Below are 21,780 nucleotides of genomic sequence, written 5' to 3' on the forward strand. Positions count from 1 at the left end.
GGAGTCGCCGGCAGGGTGGGGCGGGAGTCGCCGGGCGTGGTGGTGAGGCAGCCGTCCGCGGCTACATATTGATCATGTGACCGGCCAGCCCGTGGACGGCCTCCTTGACCGCCTCGCTGAGGGTCGGGTGCGCATGGACGTTCCGGGCGACCTCATGGACGGTCAGGTCCCACTGCTGAGCGAGCGTCAGTTCCGGCAGCAGTTCGGTGACCTCGGGCCCGATGAGATGGGCGCCCAGGAGCTCCCCGTGCGCGCCATCGCTGAGGATCTTCACAAAGCCGACGGGCTGCCCCAGGCCGTGGGCCTTGCCGTTCGCGGTGAAGGGGAACCTGACCACCTTGACGTCGAAGCCGCGCTCCCGCGCCTGCGCCTCCGTCCAGCCGAAGCTGGCGATCTGCGGCCGACAGTAGGTGGCCCGCGGAATCATGGGGTAGTCCAGCTCCATGGTCTCGGCGTCCGCGATCGTCTCGGCGGCCACCACCCCCATGGACTCCGCGGCATGGGCGAGCATCAGCTTGGCGGTCACGTCCCCGATCGCGAAGATGTGCGGCACGCTGGTGCGGCACCGGCCGTCGACGTCCACCGCGCCCCGCTCGGTGAGGCGCACCCCGGTGTTCTCCAGGCCGTAGCCCGTGGTGTTCGGGGCGAAGCCGATGGCCTGGAGCACCTTGTCCGTCTCCAGGACCCGGCGCTCCCCGTCCCGGGCGACGGTGACGCGGACCCGCGGGCCGGAGTCGTCGATGCTCTCGACGGCGGTCCCCGTGAGGACCTCGATGCCGAGCTTGCGGTAGTGCCTGGCCAGCTCCTTGGAGATCTCCTCGTCCTCCAGCGGCACCATGCGGTCGAGGAACTCGACGATGGTCACGTCCACGCCGTAGCTGCGCAGCACATACGCGAACTCCACGCCGATGGCGCCCGCTCCGGCGATGACGATGCTGCCCGGCAGTGTCTCGCTGAGGATCTGGCTCTCATAGGTGACCACCCGGTCCGACAGGGCGGTGCCGGGGAGCAGTCGGGGACTCGCGCCGGTAGCGAGAATGCAGTGGCCGAAGGTCACCGACTCGGTGCGGCCGTCGGGGTGGGTCACCACCAGGGTGTGGTCGTCGGCGAAGGTGCCCCGGCCCTCGAACTGGGTGATCGCGTTCTTCTTCATCAGATAGTGAACGCCCTTGACCCGGCCGTCGGCGACCTTGCGGCTGCGCTGGAACGCGGGCCCGTAGTCGACACTCACCTCCCCGGGGATGCCGATCCCGTACGCCTTGGCCTCGTTCGCCACGAACTGCACCATCTCGGCGTTGTGCAGGAGGGCCTTGGAGGGGATGCAGCCCACGTTGAGGCAGACACCTCCCCAGTAGCGCTCCTCGACCACCGCGGTGGTGAGGCCGAGTTGCGCGCTGCGGACCGCCGCGGTGTAGCCGCCCGGACCCGCTCCCAGAACAAGAACATCGAAGTGTTGGCTCACAAGGCACTGATCCTTCTCCGCCGCGCCCCGGCACGCAACCTGCGGGGCCGGTCAGGGTTCCCGGTGCGGGTGGGCCGCCCGCTCGAGACCGGCCGCCTCGGCTTCGGCGAGCCGCTGTTCGGCCGCGACGTCGATCGACCGGGTCAGCAGCCAGTAGAGCAGCGCGGCGACCGGCAGCCCGACGAACAGGGAGACGTCCGCTCCGCCCAGCGCGCGGGCGGCGGGCCCGGTGTAGAGGTCGCCCACGGAGAAGAACGGCACCATGACCGCGAAGCCCACGAGATACGCCACGATGCCGTGCAGGCCCCAACGGCCGTAGATCCCGCGGGGGTTGAAGATCTCGGCGACGGCGTAGCGGCCGCGGCGCACCACGTAGTAGTCCATGAGGTTCACCGCGGTCCACGGGATGAACAGATAGAGCACCAGCAGCAGGAAGTCATTGAAGTTCCGCAGGAAGTGGGAGGTCGCGGCGAGCGCGCCCGCCACCGACAGCGCCCCGGTGACCCCCAGGGTCACCAGCCGCACGGTGAGCGTCGGCCGCACCGTGCGGAACGAGTCCACGGCACTGATCAGGGTCAGCGACCCCCCGTACATGTTGAGCGCCGTGACCGACACCAGGCCCAGGGCGGCGAACAGCAGCACGATCGCGCCGAAGCCGCTGAACACCGTGTCGCCCGCGGCGTTGATCGAGCGGACCGTGTCGAAGTCCTTGCCCGCCCAGGCGGCGAGCAGGGCGCCGAGGGCCATCAGCCAGACGCCGCCGAGGGCCGACCCGAAGTAGGTCCAGTAGAACGTTTTGCGGACCGTCACGTTCGGCGGAAGGTAGCGCGAGTAGTCCGAGACATAGATGGCCCAGCTGATCTGATAGCCGGCGACCACGCCGAACTGGGCCAGGAACGGCGTCCAGCGGAAGCCGCCCAGGTCGAACGAGCCCGCCGGAAAGGACAGGTTGACCAGCACACCCACGGTGAAGATCCCGAAGACGACCAGGAAGACATACGTCAGGATCCGCTCGGCCCGGTGGATGACGTCATAGCCCACCAGCGCGACCACGAAGGCCAGGAGGGTGACCGCCACCACCCACGGCTTGACCCCGCCGTGCAGCGTGGCGTGCAGGGCCTGACCGGCGAGGATGGTGTTGAAGACGTTGAAACCCGCGTACTGCACATAGGCGAAGAGCCACACCAGCAGGGCACCGACATAGCCGAACTGGGGCCGCGACTGGATCATCTGGGGCAGGCCCAGCTGAGGGCCCTGCGCCGAGTGGAAGGCCATGAAGAAGGTGCCGACGACGGTGCCCGCGACGATCGCGAGCAGCGACCACAGGAGGTTGGCGCCTCCGGTGACACCGATCAAACCCACGGCGAGGGTGGCGATCTGCGCGTTGGACATGAACCACAGCGGCCCCAGATGCCAGAGCCTGCCGTGCCGTTCGTCCAGCGGGACATAGTCGATGGACCGGGTTTCCAGGCCCGTCAGCCGGGGCTGTGAAGCTGTGGTCACGGCGCCTCCCGAGTACTGGTCCGTCCCTCCCGCCACAGTCGCCTCCCGGCCGCCGGGGGTCAAGGGTGCCGACCGCCCCGCCCCGGGGCATGTTCCACCGCTTCGGGCCTAAGGTCCTCCGCGCATCCCCCGGCCCGTCATCCGGCGGCGGCCGGGGGGCCGGCCGGGGCGCCCTTGCGTGCCGCGTCCGCCAGGCTCGGCTGGAGCCGCCGGGCCGCGTCCAGATGGCCCGCGGTCCAGACGATGCGGACCGCCGTGGCCGCGTGCTGATCCTGCGTACCGCTCAGGTCGCGGCGGACCGAGGCGACCAGGCCCGCCTCACCCGCGGCGCCGCGCGGCAGCGGCTCCGGGGCGGGGGTGCGCCGGTCCAGGCAGTCGGCCAGTTCCTCGTACCAGCCCGATACCCGGCCGGCCGCACCCCGCAGGACCAGGCAGGCGTCGGCGCGGTCGGCCGCCGCGGACCGCTCGCCCTGCCACAGCCCCATCACCGCGTCCGCGGCCAGCCGCAGCCCGACCACGCCGGTGACCAGCGTCGTCATCGGCGCCAGCGGCACGGGCTTCGGACCGCGTTCGGCGAGATAGTTGCGGAAGGCGTCGTCGAGCCGCCGGGAGGCCGCGGCCGCCTGCCGTCCCTCCTGGTGCGGGTCCCCGACCGGTACGGGAGCGCCCCCGCACCGGCCGACGGCGTACTCCACCGCCCCGGTCAGATAGCGGGCGCTGTCCTGGTAGGCCGCCGCGAGGGCGCGGTCGATGGCGGCGGCGGCACCGCGCGGCCAGAACAGCAGGCCCACCAGCACGCTCACCGCGCAGCCCAGAGCGATGTCCTGGGTGCGCAGCAGCGCGATGTGCCAGCTCGGCTGGCGGTCGATGTTGAAAAGGATCACCAGGGTGATGGTGAACGCGGCCTGGCCCGCGGCGAACGAGATCGCGGCGGGCGCGATCCCGGCCAGCAGCACCGCGAGCGGCAGCAGGACCCACAGCAGCAGGCCGTGGTGGCCGAAGAGATACAGCAGTCCCGATCCGAGGAGCGACCCCACGATGGTGCCGCCCAGGGCGCGCAGCGCCTTCTGCCCGGTGTTGAGCGCGTTGGAGCGCAGCACCGACAGGGTGCCGAGCAGCACCCAGAAGGAGTGCTGAACGCCTGTCACATGGGCGAGGGCGACCGCGAGACCGAGGCCGAGCGCGCCGCGCAGGCTGTTGTGCAGCCACACCGACTGCAACTGAAAATGGGCGGCGGCCCGCTCGCACGCCGCCGCCAGAGGTGAGACGGCGGTGCCGGGCTCACGGCCGAGCAGCCGCTCCCGCCAGCCGCGCTGCCCGGCGGCGGTCGCCGTGTCCACGTCCCGCGCGACCTGGAGCGCGGCGTTGCCCAGCTCCTGGGCGCGGAACGAGCGGTCAAGACCGGCGAGGCAGGTGCGCATCTCCTCCTCGGCGCTGGGCTCCGGGGGCCGCAGGGGCAGTTGGGTGGTGGCGCAGCGTTCCAGGGCGGCCATGGCCGCGCGCAGCCCGGCCACGGCGGCCCGCAGTTCGTCGAGGGGCATCCGCGGGTCCTCAAGGAGACCGGCCGAGCGCTCCAGGAGCAGGGCCGCGGCCCGCCGGACGGCCCGGACATCGGGATCGGGCCCGGGAGGCGGACCGCTCTCGGGCAGCGGACCCCTGTCGCTCACGATGTCGCACAGCCAGGTCAGTTCGTCGACCAGGCGGACCAGGGCCCGGGACTCGGTGCTCAGCCCGGTGGGCCGGTACGGGGTGGCCTCGAAAGCCCGGCGCAGTGCCGCCGCCGCGGAGGCGATCCCGGGCTCGGGGGCGGGGGCGGGGTCGTTCGAGCGCAGATACGCGGCCGCCGCGCGGCAGACGCGGGCGGCGGGAACGCTGAGCGGGTCCGCGGCGGGCCGGGGCCACAGCAGCGAGACCGCGAGCATGGCGGCGCCCGCCGCGAGGCCCGCTCCGGCGAGCCGTTCGGGCAGCTGCGACGCCGGGGCGGGCGAGGTCACCGGCAGGACGAAGGCCAGCAGCAGCGCGGTCGTCGCCCCCGCGAGGGTGGAGCTGACCACGCCCGAGAAGAGCACCAGAAAGCCGACCACGACGGTCACGGTGATCGCCAGCCAGGTCTGCTGCGCCGCCAGGGTGCCGATGCAGATCAGCACCAACCAGGCCAGCGCGAGCCCGGTGTGGGCGCGCAGCCGCTGCACCATCGGACCGGTGAACTCCACCAGCAGCAGCATCGAGAACGAGCCGAACGCCGCGAAGGTGGCCATCGTCGCCGATCCGATCACCTGGCCGCACAGGGCGAACAGGGCGGGCAGCACCAGTGCGGTGCGCACGGCCCGCCGGGTCGCCGCCAGCCCCGGATCGTGGGTCCGCAGCCACTCAAGGGCCTGCCCCGGCCGGAAGCGGCCCGGTGTCCGCATGCGCTCACCCCCTCCGTCGCTGCGCCGACCGGCCCGCACGCCCGGCGACATGCCGAGTATCCGCCGCGAAGGGCCGTCGGCCGCTCCTGACGTGCGCGGGGTCGGCCCGAGACGTCCGGTCGGGTGACACCGCCGGGCCGCCCAGGTCGGGCTGGGGCGCGACATGGGCAGCCGACGGGCGTACGGCGGGCGGGCGGCGCACCGGTGTCCGGCCTCCGCCGCCCGCCCGCCGGGAGATGTCAGGGGAACTGGGTGACCTTGGAGGGGACGGTGTCCGTGCCCGAGGTCGGTGGCCCGGTGGTGTTGACGACATGGGCGTACTGGCCCTTCCCGCCCAGCGAGATCACCAGCAGATCGTGCATCCTGATCCCCGCCTTGACGGGCACCTGGAAGCCATGGGCCTGGACGATCGTCGGATCGGCCGTGTAGTTGCAGTAACTCCCCAGGCCCCACGCCTCGTGGACGTTCACCGTGTCGGCCACCTTGTAGGCGGCGTAGCCGACGATGCCGTCGTGGGTGATGGCGGCGGCGTTCGGGGCGTCGTAGGCCTTCTCGTTCTGGAAGAAGATCGTGCGGCCCCGCTCGCCGTTCCACAGCACGTCGTACTTGTTGAAGTGTTCGACGAAGAGGCCGGTCGCCAGGACGTCGTCGCCGTTGACGCGCAGTCCGTAGTCGGCGCGGTTGGTGGTCCAGCCCACGCCGTCGCCGTGGTCGGCGCGCCAGATCCAGGTGTGGTCGATGACGGTGTCGTCGCTGTTGACGACGACCGAGTTGGTGGCCAGGCCCGGGCCGGCGCCGCCGATCCGGATGAAGACGTCCTGCATGGTGGTGGGGTCGGCCGAGTGGTCGGCCGTCGCACCGGGCGGCCCGATCCGCAGGAGTGTGTCGGAGTTGACGGAACCGGCATCGATGAGGAAGCCGGCCAGCCTGACTCCGTCGACGTCCGCCACATGCATCGCGTCGATGCCGTTGTCCGGGACCAGGGTGGCCAGTCCGAGGCCGAGGACCACCGTGTCGGCCCGGTTCACCTCGATGGTCTGGTCGAGGTGGTAGATCCCGGGGGTGAAGAGCAGGTTGAGGCCCTGGGCCAGGGCGGTGTTGATGGTTGCGGCGGTCGCGCCCGGCTTGACCACGTAGAACTGGTCCAGCGGGATCGAGGAGCCCGCGTCGGCGGGCCAGGACACACCGCGGGCGTTGGTGCGCCTGGCGGGCACGAAGACCTTGTAGGTGCTGCCGTCCAGATACAGGAACGGCTTCTCGCGGGAGACCGGGGTGGTGTCCAGCGTGGTGTACGGGCCGGAGTCGAAGTTGGTCGCCGGGGCACCCTGGACACCGGTGAACGTCATGTTCCACACGCCGTTGGTCCAGCCGCCGACCGAGCTGTCGCGGGTGTACCACTGCTGCTGGGAGTACGGTCCCACGGTGCCGTCGATCTTGGAGTCGGCGATGTATCCGCCGGAGGCCCAGCCGTAGCCGTTCGGGGCGAGATTGAGTCCGCCCTGGACATGGATCCGGCGGAACGGCGCGGCCTGTGCTACGGCCCATCGGTCGGTGCCGTTGGACGGTCTGATGGCGAGGTTCTCCGCCGAACGCCAGAAGTTCTGGGTGGCGTTGCCGTTGAACCAGCCCGCGTCGACGGTGATGTCACCGTTGATCTGGGTGGAGTCGGGGTCCAGTCCGAGCCCCGAGATCGAGGTGTAGAAGCCGAGTTGGGCGTTGATGCCGTTGTAGGTGCCCGGCTTCAGCAGGAACTGGTAGCGGCCGGTGCCGAACTGGCTGGACTCCTGCTGGGCGAAGACCTGGTCGAACTTCTGCTGGAGGCCGGGCGTCGAGGGGTCGACCACGATGACGTTCGGCCCGAGGTCGCCACCGCCCTGCACGGGCGGGGTGCCGGAGGTGGTGTGGACCGCGACTTCCCACAGGGAGTAGCCCCAGCCGGTGGCGCGCACCGTCCCGTAGATCCGGAGGTAGCGGCCCGAGCCGCTCACGTCGTAGGAGGCGGTGCCGCCCGTCGCGCCGGTCACGCTCTTCAGCGTGGTCCAGCTGCCGCCGTCGGCCGAGGCCTGGATCTGGAACTCCTTGGCGTAGGCGGTCTCCCAGGTCAGGTCGACTGTGCACAGGTTCTGGGCCGACCCCAGGTCGACCTGCACCCACTGCGGGTCGGACGCCTGGCTGGACCAGCGGGTGCCGGGGTCCCCGTCGAAGGCGGCGGAGGCGGGGGTGCCCGCGTTCTCGGTGGAGGAGGCCGAAGCGGGCCTGCCCTTGGCGGCGTTGGCGGTGCCGCAGGCCGTGGCCTTCCGGCCGGACGACGAGGTGGTGGCCGTACTGCCCTGGGGCGACGGTGACTTGGCCGTGGGTGCCGTGGGTGCCGTGGCTGCCGCGGGTGCCGCGGCGGCCGTCGAGGGGAGGGCGGGCAGGGTGAGCAGCGCTGCCGTGGCGGCCAGCGCGACACCCAGGGATCTCAGTCTCATGTGGGGTTCCCTGCGGGTGCGAGAAATGGGAGGCACGTCGAGCGGCGGCATGCGGTACGGCGTTGACGGGTCCGCGGGCCGCCCGCGGTGCGGCTGCCTGCGGTGCCCCGATCGGCGTGGGGAGAACAAACCCGGTGATCCGCTTAGTTCAGGACTTGATTTAACTGATGAGGTCGGAGGGCGGGCAAGCCCCCGGACACAGGAATCTTTTCAACTCCTGGTCACAGGGGTGTGGTCCGGCACGGGGTGTGCGTTCAGGTAGTGGTACGACCTGATGCACCATCAGGGCCGCTTGCCGGGGGAGCGGTTGCCGCGGAGGCCTCCGGCGGTGCGGCGCCGGCCGAGCGGGAGCAGATCCGGTAGCGCTCCAGTGCCCTGTGCAGTTCGGTGAGCATGGGCTCCGGCAGCGCGGCACCCTGTGCGTGGCCGAGGATGTGCTCCGCCACGACACGGAGCTTGGTGTTCGTCCGCTGCGAGACGTCCCGCAGGACACGCCACGCCTCCTCCGGCGGGATCTGGCCGAAGACCACCACGGCACCCATCGCCTGATCGATCAGGGCGTGCGAGGCGACCGCCTGGCGGAGCTGGGCGTTCTCCTGGACGAGCCGCTCGTGCTCACGCGCCAGCTCGGTGGCGGACGGCAGCCGCAGTGGGTGCCAGTCGGACATCGCAAAGAACGCCATGGTGAATTCCCGGGTCGAACGGGCGGTGCCGGTTACAGCTTCCCCCAGGTCGGCGCCTTGGACGAGTCGGATCAGGACGAGTCGGATCAGACCGCCCGCGGCGGGGGCGGAGCGAACCATTCCACCCCCCTGCGCGCTGCCGCCTTCCTACGCGCTGCGTGGCCGACGGGCGGCCTTCCGGGCCGTGCTCTTCTTGGCCGGGGCCTTCGCGGAAGCCTCCTCGGCGGTCTTTTTCGCGGCCCGCGCCGTGGTCTTCTTCGCGGCCCTCGCCGGTGCCCCTGCGGTCTTTGCGGCTTTGGGGGCCCCGGCGCCCTCGCCCCGGTTGGCCTTCGCCTGCGCCACGGAATCCCGGAGCGCGGTCATCAGATCGAGCACCGCGCCCGTCCCGGCCTCCGCCTCCGGCGCCCCGGGCGGGGCGTGCCCCTCCCGCTTGGCCTCGATCACCTGTTCCAGCGCCTCGGTGTAGTGGTCCACGAAGTCGGGTCCTTCGAGACTGTCCCTGGTCATGCGTTCGATCAGATGCTCGGCCTCGGTGATCTCGTCCTCGGAGAGCGCGACCTGCCCCGGCGCCAGTTCGGCGGGGTCCCGGATCTCGTCCGGCCAGCGCATCGAGTGCAGCACGATCGCGTCCTCCCGCACCCGCAGCAGACCGAGCCGCTCCCGGCCGTGCCAGGCGAACTTGGCCACCGCCACCTTCGACGTCCGCTCCAGCGCCTTGCGCAGCAGCGCGTACGGCTTGGCGGAGACCTTTCCGGAGGCCTGGAGGTAGTAGCCCTCGCCGATCCGGAGCGGGTCGATCGACCTGGCCGGAACGAACGCCACGATCTCGATCGCCCTCGCCGTCGGCAGGGGCAGGTCGCGAAGCTCCTCGTCGAGTACGGCGACGACCTGGTCCCTGGAGACCTCGTACCCCTTGCCGATCTCGTCCTGCGGGACCTCGCGGTCCTCGATCTCGCAGTACTTGCGCACACGGACCCGGCCCATGTCCTCCAGGTGGTACTGGTGGAAGCGGACGCTGTGGTCCTCGGTCGCGGGCACCACATCGATCGGGATGGTGACCAGTCCGAAGCTGATCGCGCCTGACCACATGTTCCGGGGCATCGGGCACCTCTCCGTGACATGATCCGAGGCCACCAGCGTACGAAGGGCTCCGCCGGGCGGCACGGCGAGAGGGGCCGGGAGCCGGAAGGACGTCCTCCCGCGCGGCCCGGCCCCACGTCCCGTCAGACGGCGACGGCCGCCCCGCTCTCCTCCCGCGACACGCCCACCGGCTCCTCCCGCAACACATCCACCGGCTCCTCCCGCGACCCGTCCACCGACGGCTCCTCCCGCAGCACATCCACCAGTTTTCGATGCAGTCCCTCGGGCGCCACCAGGACGCTGTCCGCGCCGGGCCTCCAGGGCCGTCCCGCCGCATCGGTGACCAGCGCGCCCGCCTCACGGGCGACCAGGATGCCCGGCAGCAGATTGGTGTCGTCGCGCCCGAACTCCCAGAACGCGTCGAGCCGCCCGGCCGCCGTGTCGGCGATCTGCCAGGACGTGGGCCCCAGATTGCGGACCGCGGCCACTCGCGGCAGTACGGCGGTGAGCGACCGCCCGGCCCGGGCCGCGGCCTCCGGCTGCCGGGCTGCGAACGGGGGATGGGAGGTGGCCACCACGGCAACGGCCGGATCCGTCTTGGCGGAGGGCCCGATCGGCAGTCCGTCGCGGGTGGCGCCGCCACCGAGGGAGGCGAGACAGGTCTCGTCCGCCAGGGGCGCGTGCAGAGCCGCCGCCACGGGCTCCCCGTCCCGCACCAGCGCCAGGCTCACACAGAACTGCGGCAGGCCCTGGAGATACTGCACCGCGCCGTCGACGACATCGACGACCCACACCTCTCCCCGAGCGGGCAGCGCCGCACTGTCCTCCCACTCGTCGGCCCAATCCACACCGGGCCGCAGGGCGTTGAGATGCCGCCGCATCACGGCCGCTGCCGGTGCCTCCACCGCGCCGTAGGCGGCGGTGAGTTCGGCGAAGCTGGTGACCGGGGCGGGCCGGGGGGCGGCCAGCAGCAGCGCGCCCACCTCCCGGGCGGCGGCGGCCATGGGGGCGAGCAGATTCCGGTACGTCATGGTGGGCTCCCGTGCGGTGCGGATCGATGTCACGATCGTCCGCGCCCCCGGCGGCCGGGACTGTCTCGGAGGCCGTCGAGTGAGCGATACTGCCATGCATGGCCCGGGAAATGGCGGAGCAGGTGCTCGACGCACGCGACCAGCGGCTGATCGCGGCGCTCCAGTGCGACGGGCGGCTGACGGCCGAGCGGGCGGGCGAGGTCCTCGGCATCAGCCCGCGGACCGCGCACCGGCGCTGGGCCGCCCTGGCCGCCGACGGCGCCTGCCGGGTGATCGCCCTGCCCGCACGGCCGGACTCGGTCGGCGCGCTGTTCCTCCGCATCCGGGTGCCCGGCGGGCGCCTGGACGCGCTCACGGCCGCGCTGGCGGCGCGCCCCGATGTCCCCTTCATCGACGTCTCCGCGTCCGGCGACGAGATCCTCGCCGTCTCCTGGACCCGCCCCGGCACCCGGGACCACCTGGTCTTCCGCGATCTGCCCGCCACCCGGGCCGTCACCTCGGTGACCGCGGACACCGTGCTGCACGCGTTCGCCGAAGCCTCCGACTGGCGGCACGCCGTCCTCTCCGACGCCGAACGGCAGGCGCTGACGCCGGTGCGGCACCCGGAGGCGGCCGCGGCGGCGGGTACCGACGGGATCGACCGCGACATCCTCGCGGTGCTGGCGGAGGACGCCAGGGCACCGGCGGCGGCCGTCGCCGCGCGCACCGGCCATCCGGACTCCACGGTCCGGCGCCGTATCGCCCGGCTCTCCCGCACCGGCCGCCTGCTCACCCAGGTCGTGGCCGATCCCCGGCGGCTCGGGCTGTTCATCGACGCCAACGTCATGATGCGGGTCGCCCCCGACCGTCTGGACGCGGTGGGGCGCGCGCTCGCCTCCCATCCCGCCGTGCACGGAGCGTTCGCCACCACCGGGGTGTCGAACCTCCATGCGGCGGTGTGGCTGCGCGACCTGGAGGACCTCTACCGGTTCATCACCGAGGGCCTGGGCGGCCTGGGTGTCGACGGCACGGAGACCGTGATCGTCGGCCAGGCCGTCAAGCGCCCGGGCAAGGGACCGGTCGGCCGGACGGTGTGAGCCCCTGCCGCGGGACCCGTCCCCGGACCGTCCGATTCCGGCCACCGGGGGATGCATGGCCCGGTCCCGGGCGGGTACGTGACCAGGACGCGTCGTCCGGAGCCGCCGGTTCCGGATGCCTGCCCGCCACTACCTGGGAAGCAGCCATGGACACACCCGAAAACACCCCCCACCCGACCGCGGCCCAGGCGGCGCTGGACACCCTTGCGGTGCACGCCGCCGACACCGCGGCACTGGACACGCTGGCCGGGAGCGACGTACTCGTCCCCGTCCCGGACGACGCCTCGGACGAGGACGCCGTCAACCCCAACGCCGTGGCGCTGCCGGTCCTGGAGCAGCCGGACGGCGAGCAGACGGTGCCCGTGTTCACCTCCGAGACCGAGATGGCCGATCTGCTGCCGTTCGTCTCCCGCTACCGTCTGGTGCCGCTCGGCGCACTCGCCTCCCAGTGGCCCACCAACGACCTCACCCTCACCATCGACGCCGCCTCGCCGCACGGCCTGACGCTCAACCCGGACGGCATACGCACGCTTCTGGCCCGCCCCTAGGGTCTTTCGTCCGGGTGGGGCCGGGCCGGGCCGGGCCGGATCGGGGAGCGGGGTCCGGTGCCGCGCATCCGGGGCCCACGCTGCGGCCCGTCCCGTTCGCCCCGCCCGCCCGGCCCGTCGCAGGTCCCGTAGGGGATCCGCCCCGCAGGGGCCCACCGGGCGCGCCGCACAATGACGCCATGAGATGGATCTCCGGCGTGGCCGGCGTACTGCTCCTCGGGAACGTCCTGGCCAGCCTCTTGCGCACCCTGGTCGTGCCCCGCGGCCTCTACTCGGCGCTGGTGTACCGGCTCTGGCGGGTGCTGCGCGGTCTGCTGCGGCTGGGTGCGCTGCGCGGCGGCTACCAGGACATCGACCGGACACAGACCTGGCTCGGCCCGCTGATCCTGATCGGCATGCTGGCGACCTGGCTCGGCGGGGCCTTCGTCGGCTACGGGCTGCTGCTGCACGCCCTGTCGACGCTCACCTGGGCCAACTCGCTGCGCGAGGCGGGATCCAGCCTGTTCACCCTCGGCTACGCCAGCGGCCAGCGGCTGCACCTGTCCGCGGTGGACTTCCTGGCCGCGGCCACCGGACCCGTGGTGATCGCACTCCAGATCGCGTATCTGCCGACCCTGTACGCCGCCTACAACCGCCGCGAACTGGAGGTCACCCTGCTCCAGGCCCGGGCGGGCGAACCCTCCTGGGGCCCGGAGATCCTCGCCCGGCAGTGGCTGGTCCAGACGGAGACCGCGCTGTCGGAGCTGTACCGCGCCTGGGAGCGGCTCGCCTCCGACATCGGCGAGAGCCACTCCACCTACCCGGTGCTGATCTACTTCCGCTCGCCCCGCCCCTACCGGCACTGGCTGGTCGGGCTGCTGGCCGTGATGGACGCGGCGGCCCTGCAACTCTCGCTCGCCCCGCGCTCCGCGCCGCCGGAGGCCCGCCTGGTGCTGCGGGCCGGTTTCACCGCGCTGCGGGACATCGCCCGTTCCGTGCGCTTCCCCTTCGACACCGACCCCGCGCCCGACGCGCCGATCCAGCTCGGCTTCGTGGAGTTCGAGGCGGCCGTGGCCATGGTGGAGGCGGCGGGTTTCCCGGCCGAACGGACGGCCGAGGAGGCCTGGCCGCACTTCCACGGCTGGCGGGTCAACTACGAGGCGATCGCCTACGAACTGTGCCGCCGCTCCGACGCGGTACCCGCCCTGTGGAGCGGCCCGCGCGACTTTCCCACCGCCTCGCTCCCGCCCTGGCGGCCGGTGGACCGGCAGCCGGGGGACGACGGGGGCCATCCGGGACTGCCCCCGGCAGCGGAGTAGGCAGCGGAACCCGTGCAGTGGCCGGGCCGGGGGCCGAAGTCCCCGGCCGCGGGGCCGAGTTCACATCGGAAGGTCAGTCCGGCGGCGCGTCGGCCGTCAGCATGCGGGCCAGCGCCTCACGTTGCAGCGGCAGGACCTCGGTGTGCAGCGCGCGGCCCTTCTCGGTCAGTGCCACCCAGACCCCGCGCCGGTCCTCCTCGCAGACGGAGCGGACCACCAGGCCGTCCTTCTCCAGCCGACCGATCAGCCGGGACAGGGCGCTCTGGCTCAGATGGACGCGCCCGACGATGTTGTGCACCCGGCACAGATCGCCCTGGGCCGGAGCCTCGGCGGCGAGGATGTCGAGCACCTCGAAGTCGCTGGCACCGAGTCCGTGGGGATGCAGCACCCGGTCGATCTCGCACAGGGTGCGGGCGTGGACGGACAGGATGTCCCGCCACTGTTCCTCAAGCCGTGCCCCGGCCGTTCTCGCTGCCATACCGGAACGGTAACAGAGAACACAAGCGTTGTTTACCGTGCAATTAGTCTGCTCGCAAGCAGCGTTGACCACGGGCCGAGGGGCCCGCCCGACTGGTTCTACGCGACCGGGTCCTGGGTCAGTCCGACCAGGTTGCCGTCCGGGTCCTTCACCGAGGCGATCAGCTTGCCGCCGCCGACGTCCTGGACGTCCTGGAGCAGCTCGGCCCCGGCCTCCAGAAGGGCGGCGAGCCGCGTCCGGATGTCCGCCACGGCCCAGTAGGGCACCGGACCGGTCATCCCCTTGGCGTGGCCGTTGGGGTCGAGACCGATCTCCTGCCCGGCGGTCCTGAAGCCGACGTAGTACGGCTGGTCCGCGTAGGGCTCCACCTCCAGCAGGGCGCTGAAGACGGCCTTGGACCCGGCGAGGTCCTTGGCGGGGTAGATGATCGTGTGGGCGCCGCTGGTCATGGGCGTACTCCTCCGGGATTCCGGGATATGCGGGACATCGGGACGTCGGGATACGGACGTCGGGATACGGGTTGCCGTGGTTTCCACGCTAGGCCGGGGGAGTGCGGGAGGGCTTCTCCGAAACTGACCGGTCCGGCCCCGGTGGGCGGCGGCCCGCTCGTGTGCGGTGCCCGTGGGCACCGGGTTACCCTGTTTCCCGGCCGCGATCACCTACCGCGGCGCGGTGGTGGGGCCCGCCGTACCCGAACCGCGGCAGCAGCGCCGCCAACGGTCCCTACTTGCGATCGAGCGTGCCCATCCGGCAGAGCCCCGGCGAGTAGGAGAAGTGCATTCATGACAGTCCCCCACCCCCAGAGCGCAGACCGGGTCGGCGCGTCGGCACCGGTGCCCGCGCGGAGCCCGTCGCCCTGGCAGGGGCAGGGACCCGTGGTGGCGGTCGTGGCCGTGGGCGGCGCCCTCGGTGCCGTGGCCCGCTACGGCGCCTCGCTGCTCTGGCCCGTGCGGACCGCCGGGTTTCCCTGGGCCATCTTCGGGGTCAACCTCGTCGGCTGCGCCGTGATCGGCGTGTTCATGGTCGTGATCACCGAGGTGTGGGCGGCCCACCGGCTGGTGCGGCCGTTCTTCGGCACCGGGGTCCTCGGCGGTTTCACGACGTTCTCCACCTACGCCGTCGACATCCGGAGACTGACCGAGGCGGGGGAGCCGCGCATCGCGCTCGCCTATCTGGCCGCCACCCTCGTGGGGGCCCTCGCCGCGGTATGGCTGGCCATGACGGCCGCCCGCCGCCTCCTGGCCTGGCGGCAGCGGTGAGCGGGCCGACCATCCCGCGCCCGGCGACGGCGGCAGCGCCGTCCGGGACCACCACCCCGCGCCCGGCGACGGCGGCAGCGGTGAACGGACCCACCATCCCCCGCCCGGCGACGACGGCAGCCACGACCGGGGCGGCGGCGACCGCGACGACCACCGGCACCCCACGGAGGCCGCGATGACCCGACTCACCGGCAGGGCCCTGCGCCTGACCGTCTTCATCGGCGAACACGACCGCTGGCACCACAAGCCCCTCTACGCCGAGATCGTGCACCGCGCGCACGCCGCGGGCCTGGCCGGGGCCAGTGTGTTCCGGGGCATCGAGGGCTTCGGCGGCTCCTCGCTGATCCACACCTCGCGGCTGCTGTCGCTGAGCGAGGACCTTCCGCTGGCCATCGTCGTCGTCGACACCGAGGAGCGTGTCCGCGCCTTTCTCCCGCAGCTCGACGAACTCGTCGCCGAAGGGCTGGTGACCCTCGACGACTGCGAGGTCATCCGCTACGCGGGCCGGGGTGACACCCCGCACACGGGGGCGGCCCGCGACACGGACGGGACGGACGGAGAGGGTGAGAAGTCATTGTGAATTGGCTGCTGGTGATCGTGGGAGCGATGGTCGGGGCACCCCTGCGCTATCTCACCGACCGTGCGGTTCAGCTCAGACATGACACCGTCTTCCCCTGGGGCACCCTCGTCGTGAACGTCACGGGATGCCTGGTCCTCGGCCTGCTCACCCAGGCCGCGGCCGCCGGGCACGCCTCACCCCATCTGCAACTGCTGCTCGGCACCGGCCTGTGCGGGGCGCTGACCACCTACTCGACGTTCTCGTACGAGACACTGCGGCTCACCGAGACCGGGGCGGGGTTCTACGCTGCCGTCAATGTCGTCGCGAGCGTGACCGCGGGCCTCGGCGCGGCTTTCGCGGGCGCCTCGATCGCCGGGGCGGTGTTGCCCCGGTAGGCGGGCCGCCACCGGCGCGTAGTACAACTTCCAGAGCACCACCGTCTACAGCACTGTCGACCAACTCCTCAGAACTGGATCTCATGAGTGTCATCAACGTCGGTCAGGCCGTCGTCCTCGGAGTCGTCGAGGGGGTGACCGAATTCCTCCCCGTGTCCTCGACCGGCCACCTCAAGATCACTGAGGGGCTGATGGGGATCCCCGTCGACGACCAGGCCGTCGTCGGCTTCTCGGCCGTCATCCAGGTCGGCGCGATCGCGGCCGTGCTCCTGTACTTCTTCAAGGACATCGTGCGGATCGTCACGGCCTGGTTCCGGGGTCTGTTCAATCCGCGTGAGCGGTACCACCACGACTACAAGTTCGCCTGGTGGGTGATCGCCGCGACCATCCCGATCGTCGTGGTCGGTCTCGCGGCCAAGCCGCTGATCGAGGGTCCGCTCGCCTCCCTGTGGGTGGTTGCTGCCTCGCTGATCGTCGGATCCGGTGTGATGTGGGCCGCCGACCAGATGGGCCGGCACAAGCGGGGCGAGGACGACACCTCTTTCAAGGACGCGATGCTCGTCGGCGGCTCGCAGATCCTCGCACTGCTGTTCCCCGGCTTCTCCCGCTCCGGCGCCACGATGTCCACCGCTCTCATCCTCGACCTGGACCGGGTCGCCGCCACCCGGCTGTCCTTCTTCCTCGGCATCCCGGCCCTCACCGGCGCGGGCCTCTACGAGCTGAAGGACGCCCTGGGTACGGGCGTGGGCGCCGCGCCGCTGGCCGTCGGCACCGTGGTCTCGTTCGTGGTCGCCTATGCGTCCATCGCCTGGCTGCTGAAGTTCGTCGCCAAGCACTCCTTCAACGCGTTCGTGATCTACCGGATCGTCGTCGGCGTCGGGCTCCTCGGGCTCCTTGCCACTGGCGTACTGAGCTGACCGCGGCCCTCCGTCGCAGCACCGTTCCGCCCGAGGGCGGGAAACCCGCACCATCCGTTCCGCCCCAGGGGCGGGAAGCCCACACCCCGGGCTTCCCGCCCCTGCGCGGTCTCCGCCTCCGCCTGCCACTCCGCCCCGCCTGTCAGCCCGCCTGTCACCCCGCCCGCACCCCACCCCGCCTTGACATCCCCCTCCCGCACCCCGCACGATCGGTCCGTGAACCTGTCAGACAGCCAGACAGGTGGAGCGGGGCCCCGCCGCGTCAGCGCGATGGAAGCGGTGCTCGCCCACCTGCGTGGCGCCATCGAGCGCGGCGACTACGCCATCGGGGACAAGCTCCCCTCCGAGGCGGAGCTGTGCCGCACCCTTGAGGTCAGCCGTCCCGTGCTGCGCGAGGCCCTGCGCGCCCTCCAGGCCATGGGCCTGACCGTCTCCAGGACCGGCAAGGGCACCTTCGTTCTCGCCCGAGCCGTGCAGGACCCGACCTTCGGCGACTATGCCGCCAGCGATCTGCTGGAGGTGCGCCGCCACATCGAGATCCCGGTCGCCGGGTACGCGGCGCTCCGCCGCACCCCGGAGGACCTCGACCACCTGGCCCACCTCCTGGACCGGATGGAGCGGGAGACGGACACCACCGCCTGGGTCGCCATGGACACCCTCTTCCACCTCGCCGTGGCCGAGGCCGCGCAGAACCCGGTCTTCCGCCGGGTGATCGAGGAGATCCGCGACGCGCTGGCACGCCAGTCCGCCTTCCTCAACCAGCTGGGCGGGCGGCGCGAGCACTCCAACCGCGAGCACCGGGAGATCGTGGAGGCCCTGGCCGGCGGCTCCGAGCGGGACGCCGTGGCGGCCATGACCCACCATCTCGACCGGGTCGAGACGACCCTCACGGACATCCTGCGCCCCGGGCGCACGGACACTCCCGCAGACGGCGGGCCGACGACATGAAGGGCATACCCGGCCGGGGCGCCCGCAGCGCATCCCCAGAGGTGAACCAGTGAACCACGCAGCCCTGTACGCACGTCCGGCAGCCGAGGCCCCCGTGATCCGGGAGCCCCTGCACACCCCGGTCGCCCATCTCGTCCGCGGCGGGGTCATCGAGGGCATCCACTACGGCTCGGTCGTCGTGCTCGGCGCCGACGGGACCGTACAGCTGCACCTCGGTGACATCGAGGCCGCGTTCTACCCGCGCTCGGCGCTCAAGCCGGTGCAGGCGGTGGCGATGGTGCGGGCCGGGCTGCCGCTCGACGGGGAGCTGCTGTCGCTCGCCGCGGCCAGCCACTCGGGGGAGGAACGTCATCTGGCGGGCACCCGGCGCATCCTGGAGCTGGCCGGTCTCACCGAGGACGACCTCGGCAACGTCCCCGACCTCCCGTACGACCCCGCCGTACGCGATGCCTGGGTGCGCGAGGGCCGGACGCCGTCGCGGCTGGCGCAGAACTGCTCCGGCAAGCACGCGGCCATGCTCTACACCTGCCGTCTCAACGGTTGGCCGGTCGAGGGCTACCTCGACCCGGAGCACCCCCTCCAGCAGGCCGTCGCGCAGAGCGTGGAGGACCTCACCGGACAGGCGGTGGCCCGGGTGACCGTGGACGGCTGCGGCGCCCCCCTGTTCGCCGTCTCCCTGCACGGGCTGGCGCGCGCCGCGGCCCGGATCGCCACCGCGTCCGCGGACACCCCCGAGGGGCGGGTGGCGGACGCGATGCGCCAGCACCCCGAGATGGCCTCCGGTACCGGGCGCGATGTCGCCGCGCTGATGCGGGCCGTACCCGGCCTGCTGGCCAAGGACGGCTTCGAGGGCGTCCAGGTCGCCGCGCTGCCCGACGGCCGGGCCGTCGCCGTGAAGATAGCCGACGGCGCGAACCGGGCCCGGATCCCGGTCGCCGCCGCGGCCCTCGCCCGGGCCGGTGCCGACCCGGAGGTGCTCGCCGGTTTCGCGGGGGAGCCCCTGCTCGGCGGTGGCCTGCCGGTCGGCAGCGTCCGCCCGGTCCGCGCCCTGGACCCGCTCACCCCCGACGCCCGCGTCTGAGCACCGCACCCCGCCGACACCTCCGGAAGAGGACCCGCACCACCATGACCGCCGCAGCCCACCGCAGCGAACACGATCTGCTCGGCCACCGCGACATACCGGCCGAGGCGTACTGGGGCATCCACACCCTGCGTGCCCGGGAGAACTTCCCCATCACCGGGACGCCGATCTCCGCCTACCCGCATCTGATCGACGCGCTCGCCGCCGTCAAGGAGGCCGCCGCCCTCGCCAACGAGGAACTCGGCCTGCTGGAGCCGGAGAAGGCCGCCGCCATCGTGGAGGCCTGCCGCGAGATCCGGGCCGGCAAGCTGCACGACCAGTTCGTCGTCGACGTCATCCAGGGCGGCGCGGGCACGTCGACCAACATGAACGCCAACGAGGTCGTCGCCAACCGCGCGCTGGAGCTGCTCGGCCACGCCCGGGGCGACTACCGGCATCTGCACCCCAATGAGGACGTCAACCTCGGCCAGTCCACCAACGACGTCTACCCGACCGCCGTCAAGATCGCCACGGTGTTCGCCGTGCGCGGCCTGCTCAAGGCGATGGCCGTGCTCCAGGACGCCTTCGCGGGCAAGGCCGTGGAGTTCCGCGATGTGCTGAAGATGGGCCGCACCCAGCTCCAGGACGCGGTGCCGATGACCCTGGGGCAGGAGTTCTCGGCGTACGCCGTCATGCTCGACGAGGACCGCAGCCGTCTCGCCGAGGCCGTGGAACTGATCCAGGAGATCAACCTCGGCGCCACCGCGATCGGCACCGGCCTCAACGCCCCCGCCGGATACGCCGAAGCGGCCCGCCGCCATCTCTCGGAGATCACAGGCCTGCCGCTGGTGACGGCCGCCAACCTGGTGGAGGCCACCCAGGACTGCGGTGCCTTCGTGCAAATGTCCGGGGTGCTCAAGCGGATCGCGGTCAAGCTCTCCAAGAGCTGCAACGACCTGCGCCTGCTGTCCTCGGGTCCGCGCGCGGGCCTGAACGAGATCAACCTGCCGCCGGTGCAGGCCGGTTCGAGCATCATGCCCGGCAAGGTCAACCCCGTGATCCCGGAGGTCGTCAACCAGGTCGCCTTCGAGGTGATCGGCAACGACGTCACCATCACCATGGCCGCCGAGGCCGGGCAGCTCCAGCTGAACGCCTTCGAGCCGGTGATCCTGCACTCCCTCTCCGAGAGCATCACGCATCTGGAGCGGGCCTGTCTGACCCTGGCCGAGCGGTGTGTGGCCGGGATCACGGCCAATGAGGCGCAGCTGCGGGCCGCGGTGGAGAACTCCATCGGCCTGGTCACCGCCCTCAACCCGTACATCGGCTACGAGGCGGCCACCGGTATCGCCAAGGAGGCGCTGGCCACCGGCCGGGGTGTCGCCGAACTCGTCCTGGAGAAGGGCCTGTTGCCCGCCGAGCGGCTGGCGGCCCTGCTGCGGCCCGAGGTCGTCGCGGGCACCGGCTCACCGGCGCTCTGAACCGCCCACCTAACAGGAGTCCCGTACATGATCATGGGGGTACCCCAGGTGAGCGGTCCACCGCGGGGGGCGGCACGATGGTGACCATGGCCTCCTCGCTGACCTTCCAGCCCGTGCTGGAGCGCATAGCCGAAGAGATCGAGCAGCGGCCCCGGCGCGGACGGCCCGCCGACTACATCCCCGCGCTCGCCGCCCGCGACCCCCGGCGCTTCGGCATGGCGGTCGCCGAGCTGGACGGCACGGTCTACGGAGTGGGGGAGTGGCAGCAGCCCTTCTCCACCCAGTCCATCACCAAGGTCTTCACCCTCGCCCTGGAACTGGCCCGCGAGGGCGACGAGCTGTGGGAGCACGTGGGCCGGGAGCCCTCCGGCAACCCCTTCAACTCACTGGTCCAGCTGGAGTACGAGAACGGCCTGCCCCGCAACCCCTTCATCAACGCGGGCGCCCTGGTCGTCACCGACCGGCTGCACTCCCGCACCGGGGACGCGGCCGGGACCCTGCTGGACTTCCTGCGGGCCGAGAGCGGCAACCCGGAGCTGACGTTCGACCAGGAGGTCGCCGCCTCCGAGACCGCGCACGGCGACCGCAACGCCGCCCTCGCTCACTTCATGGCGTCCTACGGCAACATCGGCAACCCGGTGCCGGTCCTCCTGGACCAGTACTTCCGGCAGTGCTCCATCGAGGCCTCCTGCGCCGACCTCGCCCTCGCCACCGGCTTCCTGGCCCGGCACGGCATCCGCGCCGACGGCACCCGGCTGCTGCCCCGCAGCCAGGCCAAGCAGGTCAACGCGGTGATGCTGACCTGCGGCACCTACGACGCGGCCGGTGACTTCGCCTACCGGGTCGGCCTGCCCGGCAAGAGCGGTGTCGGCGGCGGGATCATCGCGGTCGTGCCCGGCCGCTGCACCCTGTGCGTCTGGAGCCCGGGCCTGGACCAGCGCGGCAACTCGGTGGCGGGCGTCGCGGCACTGGACCGGTTCACCACGCTCACCGGCCTGTCCGTGTTCTGAGCGGCGGGGGCCCCCCCCCCCCCCGGGGGGGGGGGCCCCCCCCCCCCCGCGGCCCCCGGGGGGGCGGGGGCCGCCCGCCCCCCCCGCCCCCCCCCCCCCCCCCCCCCCCCCCC

General features: G+C 72.1%; 20 protein-coding genes. 11 read left to right on the plus strand and 9 right to left on the minus strand.

What is annotated here, in order from left to right; translation table 11 throughout:
* Nucleotides 1-61: 61 nt before the first annotated feature.
* The 7 genes from lpdA to ACIHAA_RS29740 all read right to left on the minus strand — a co-directional run bounded on the left by lpdA (nt 62) and on the right by ACIHAA_RS29740 (nt 10,641).
* Nucleotides 62-1,462 carry a dihydrolipoyl dehydrogenase gene (gene lpdA, locus ACIHAA_RS29710; protein ID WP_399822553.1) on the minus strand — a complete coding sequence of 467 codons (1,401 nt, stop codon included), beginning with the start codon at nt 1,460-1,462 and terminating at the stop codon, nt 62-64.
* A gap of 51 nt (nt 1,463-1,513) precedes the next feature.
* Nucleotides 1,514-2,965 (minus strand): purine-cytosine permease family protein, encoded by a 1,452-nt coding sequence (locus ACIHAA_RS29715; protein ID WP_399822555.1) that lies wholly within the window; start codon nt 2,963-2,965, stop codon nt 1,514-1,516.
* 137 nt (nt 2,966-3,102) lie between these two features.
* Nucleotides 3,103-5,376 carry an FUSC family protein gene (locus ACIHAA_RS29720; protein ID WP_399822557.1) on the minus strand — a complete coding sequence of 758 codons (2,274 nt, stop codon included), beginning with the start codon at nt 5,374-5,376 and terminating at the stop codon, nt 3,103-3,105.
* A gap of 239 nt (nt 5,377-5,615) precedes the next feature.
* Nucleotides 5,616-7,847, minus strand: a complete 2,232-nt coding sequence (locus tag ACIHAA_RS29725; protein ID WP_399822559.1) for a discoidin domain-containing protein — start codon at nt 7,845-7,847, stop codon at nt 5,616-5,618.
* A gap of 254 nt (nt 7,848-8,101) precedes the next feature.
* A complete protein-coding gene (locus ACIHAA_RS29730) occupies nt 8,102-8,650 on the minus strand; it encodes an ANTAR domain-containing protein (protein ID WP_399822561.1) in 549 nt (182 codons plus the stop codon).
* A gap of 27 nt (nt 8,651-8,677) precedes the next feature.
* Nucleotides 8,678-9,631 (minus strand): Ku protein, encoded by a 954-nt coding sequence (locus ACIHAA_RS29735; protein WP_399822563.1) that lies wholly within the window; start codon nt 9,629-9,631, stop codon nt 8,678-8,680.
* 122 nt (nt 9,632-9,753) lie between these two features.
* Entirely contained in the window at nt 9,754-10,641 is an 888-nt protein-coding gene (locus tag ACIHAA_RS29740; RefSeq protein WP_399822565.1) for an inositol monophosphatase family protein, read from the minus strand.
* Nucleotides 10,642-10,739: 98 nt separating this feature from the next.
* Between ACIHAA_RS29740 and ACIHAA_RS29745 the strand changes: the two genes are divergently transcribed.
* From ACIHAA_RS29745 to ACIHAA_RS29755, 3 genes are all read left to right on the plus strand, one after another.
* Nucleotides 10,740-11,717 carry an AsnC family transcriptional regulator gene (locus tag ACIHAA_RS29745; protein ID WP_399822567.1) on the plus strand — a complete coding sequence of 326 codons (978 nt, stop codon included), beginning with the start codon at nt 10,740-10,742 and terminating at the stop codon, nt 11,715-11,717.
* 146 nt (nt 11,718-11,863) lie between these two features.
* Entirely contained in the window at nt 11,864-12,265 is a 402-nt protein-coding gene (locus tag ACIHAA_RS29750; protein WP_399822569.1) for an SseB family protein, read from the plus strand.
* A gap of 179 nt (nt 12,266-12,444) precedes the next feature.
* Entirely contained in the window at nt 12,445-13,563 is a 1,119-nt protein-coding gene (locus ACIHAA_RS29755) for a hypothetical protein (protein WP_399822571.1), read from the plus strand.
* Nucleotides 13,564-13,636: 73 nt separating this feature from the next.
* On the opposite strand, the gene ACIHAA_RS29760 is transcribed toward ACIHAA_RS29755, so the two are convergent.
* Nucleotides 13,637-14,041 (minus strand): MarR family winged helix-turn-helix transcriptional regulator, encoded by a 405-nt coding sequence (locus tag ACIHAA_RS29760; protein WP_399822573.1) that lies wholly within the window; start codon nt 14,039-14,041, stop codon nt 13,637-13,639.
* A 98-nt stretch (nt 14,042-14,139) separates the two neighbouring features.
* Entirely contained in the window at nt 14,140-14,490 is a 351-nt protein-coding gene (locus ACIHAA_RS29765; RefSeq protein ID WP_399822574.1) for a VOC family protein, read from the minus strand.
* Between the two features lie 333 nt (nt 14,491-14,823).
* Here ACIHAA_RS29765 and crcB (ACIHAA_RS29770) point away from each other — a divergent pair, with 333 nt between their 5' ends.
* The 8 genes from crcB (ACIHAA_RS29770) (at nt 14,824) to ACIHAA_RS29805 (ending at nt 21,667) form a co-directional block, all read left to right on the plus strand.
* Complete coding sequence (gene crcB, locus ACIHAA_RS29770; protein ID WP_399822576.1) at nt 14,824-15,300, plus strand: fluoride efflux transporter CrcB; 477 nt, start codon at nt 14,824-14,826, stop codon at nt 15,298-15,300.
* Between the two features lie 175 nt (nt 15,301-15,475).
* Nucleotides 15,476-15,880 carry a DUF190 domain-containing protein gene (locus ACIHAA_RS29775; protein ID WP_399822578.1) on the plus strand — a complete coding sequence of 135 codons (405 nt, stop codon included), beginning with the start codon at nt 15,476-15,478 and terminating at the stop codon, nt 15,878-15,880.
* A complete protein-coding gene (gene crcB / locus ACIHAA_RS29780; RefSeq protein ID WP_399822580.1) occupies nt 15,877-16,254 on the plus strand; it encodes a fluoride efflux transporter CrcB in 378 nt (125 codons plus the stop codon). Before ACIHAA_RS29775 ends, crcB (ACIHAA_RS29780) begins: the two co-directional genes overlap by 4 nt.
* Nucleotides 16,255-16,337: 83 nt before the next feature.
* Nucleotides 16,338-17,171, plus strand: coding sequence for an undecaprenyl-diphosphate phosphatase (locus tag ACIHAA_RS29785; protein ID WP_399822582.1), 834 nt, complete (start codon nt 16,338-16,340; stop codon nt 17,169-17,171).
* Nucleotides 17,172-17,441: 270 nt separating this feature from the next.
* Entirely contained in the window at nt 17,442-18,119 is a 678-nt protein-coding gene (locus tag ACIHAA_RS29790; protein WP_399822594.1) for a FadR/GntR family transcriptional regulator, read from the plus strand.
* Between the two features lie 49 nt (nt 18,120-18,168).
* The gene (locus ACIHAA_RS29795) at nt 18,169-19,200 is read left to right on the plus strand and encodes an asparaginase (protein ID WP_399822584.1); all 1,032 of its coding nucleotides are present in this window, start codon (nt 18,169-18,171) and stop codon (nt 19,198-19,200) included.
* Between the two features lie 44 nt (nt 19,201-19,244).
* Nucleotides 19,245-20,657 (plus strand): aspartate ammonia-lyase, encoded by a 1,413-nt coding sequence (gene aspA / locus ACIHAA_RS29800; protein WP_399822586.1) that lies wholly within the window; start codon nt 19,245-19,247, stop codon nt 20,655-20,657.
* A 77-nt stretch (nt 20,658-20,734) separates the two neighbouring features.
* Nucleotides 20,735-21,667, plus strand: a complete 933-nt coding sequence (locus tag ACIHAA_RS29805) for a glutaminase (RefSeq protein ID WP_399822588.1) — start codon at nt 20,735-20,737, stop codon at nt 21,665-21,667.
* Nucleotides 21,668-21,780 lie beyond the last annotated feature (113 nt).

It is taken from the genome of Streptomyces sp. NPDC052040 (assembly GCF_044548405.1).
In the GTDB taxonomy this organism is placed as follows: Bacteria; Actinomycetota; Actinomycetes; order Streptomycetales; family Streptomycetaceae; genus Streptomyces.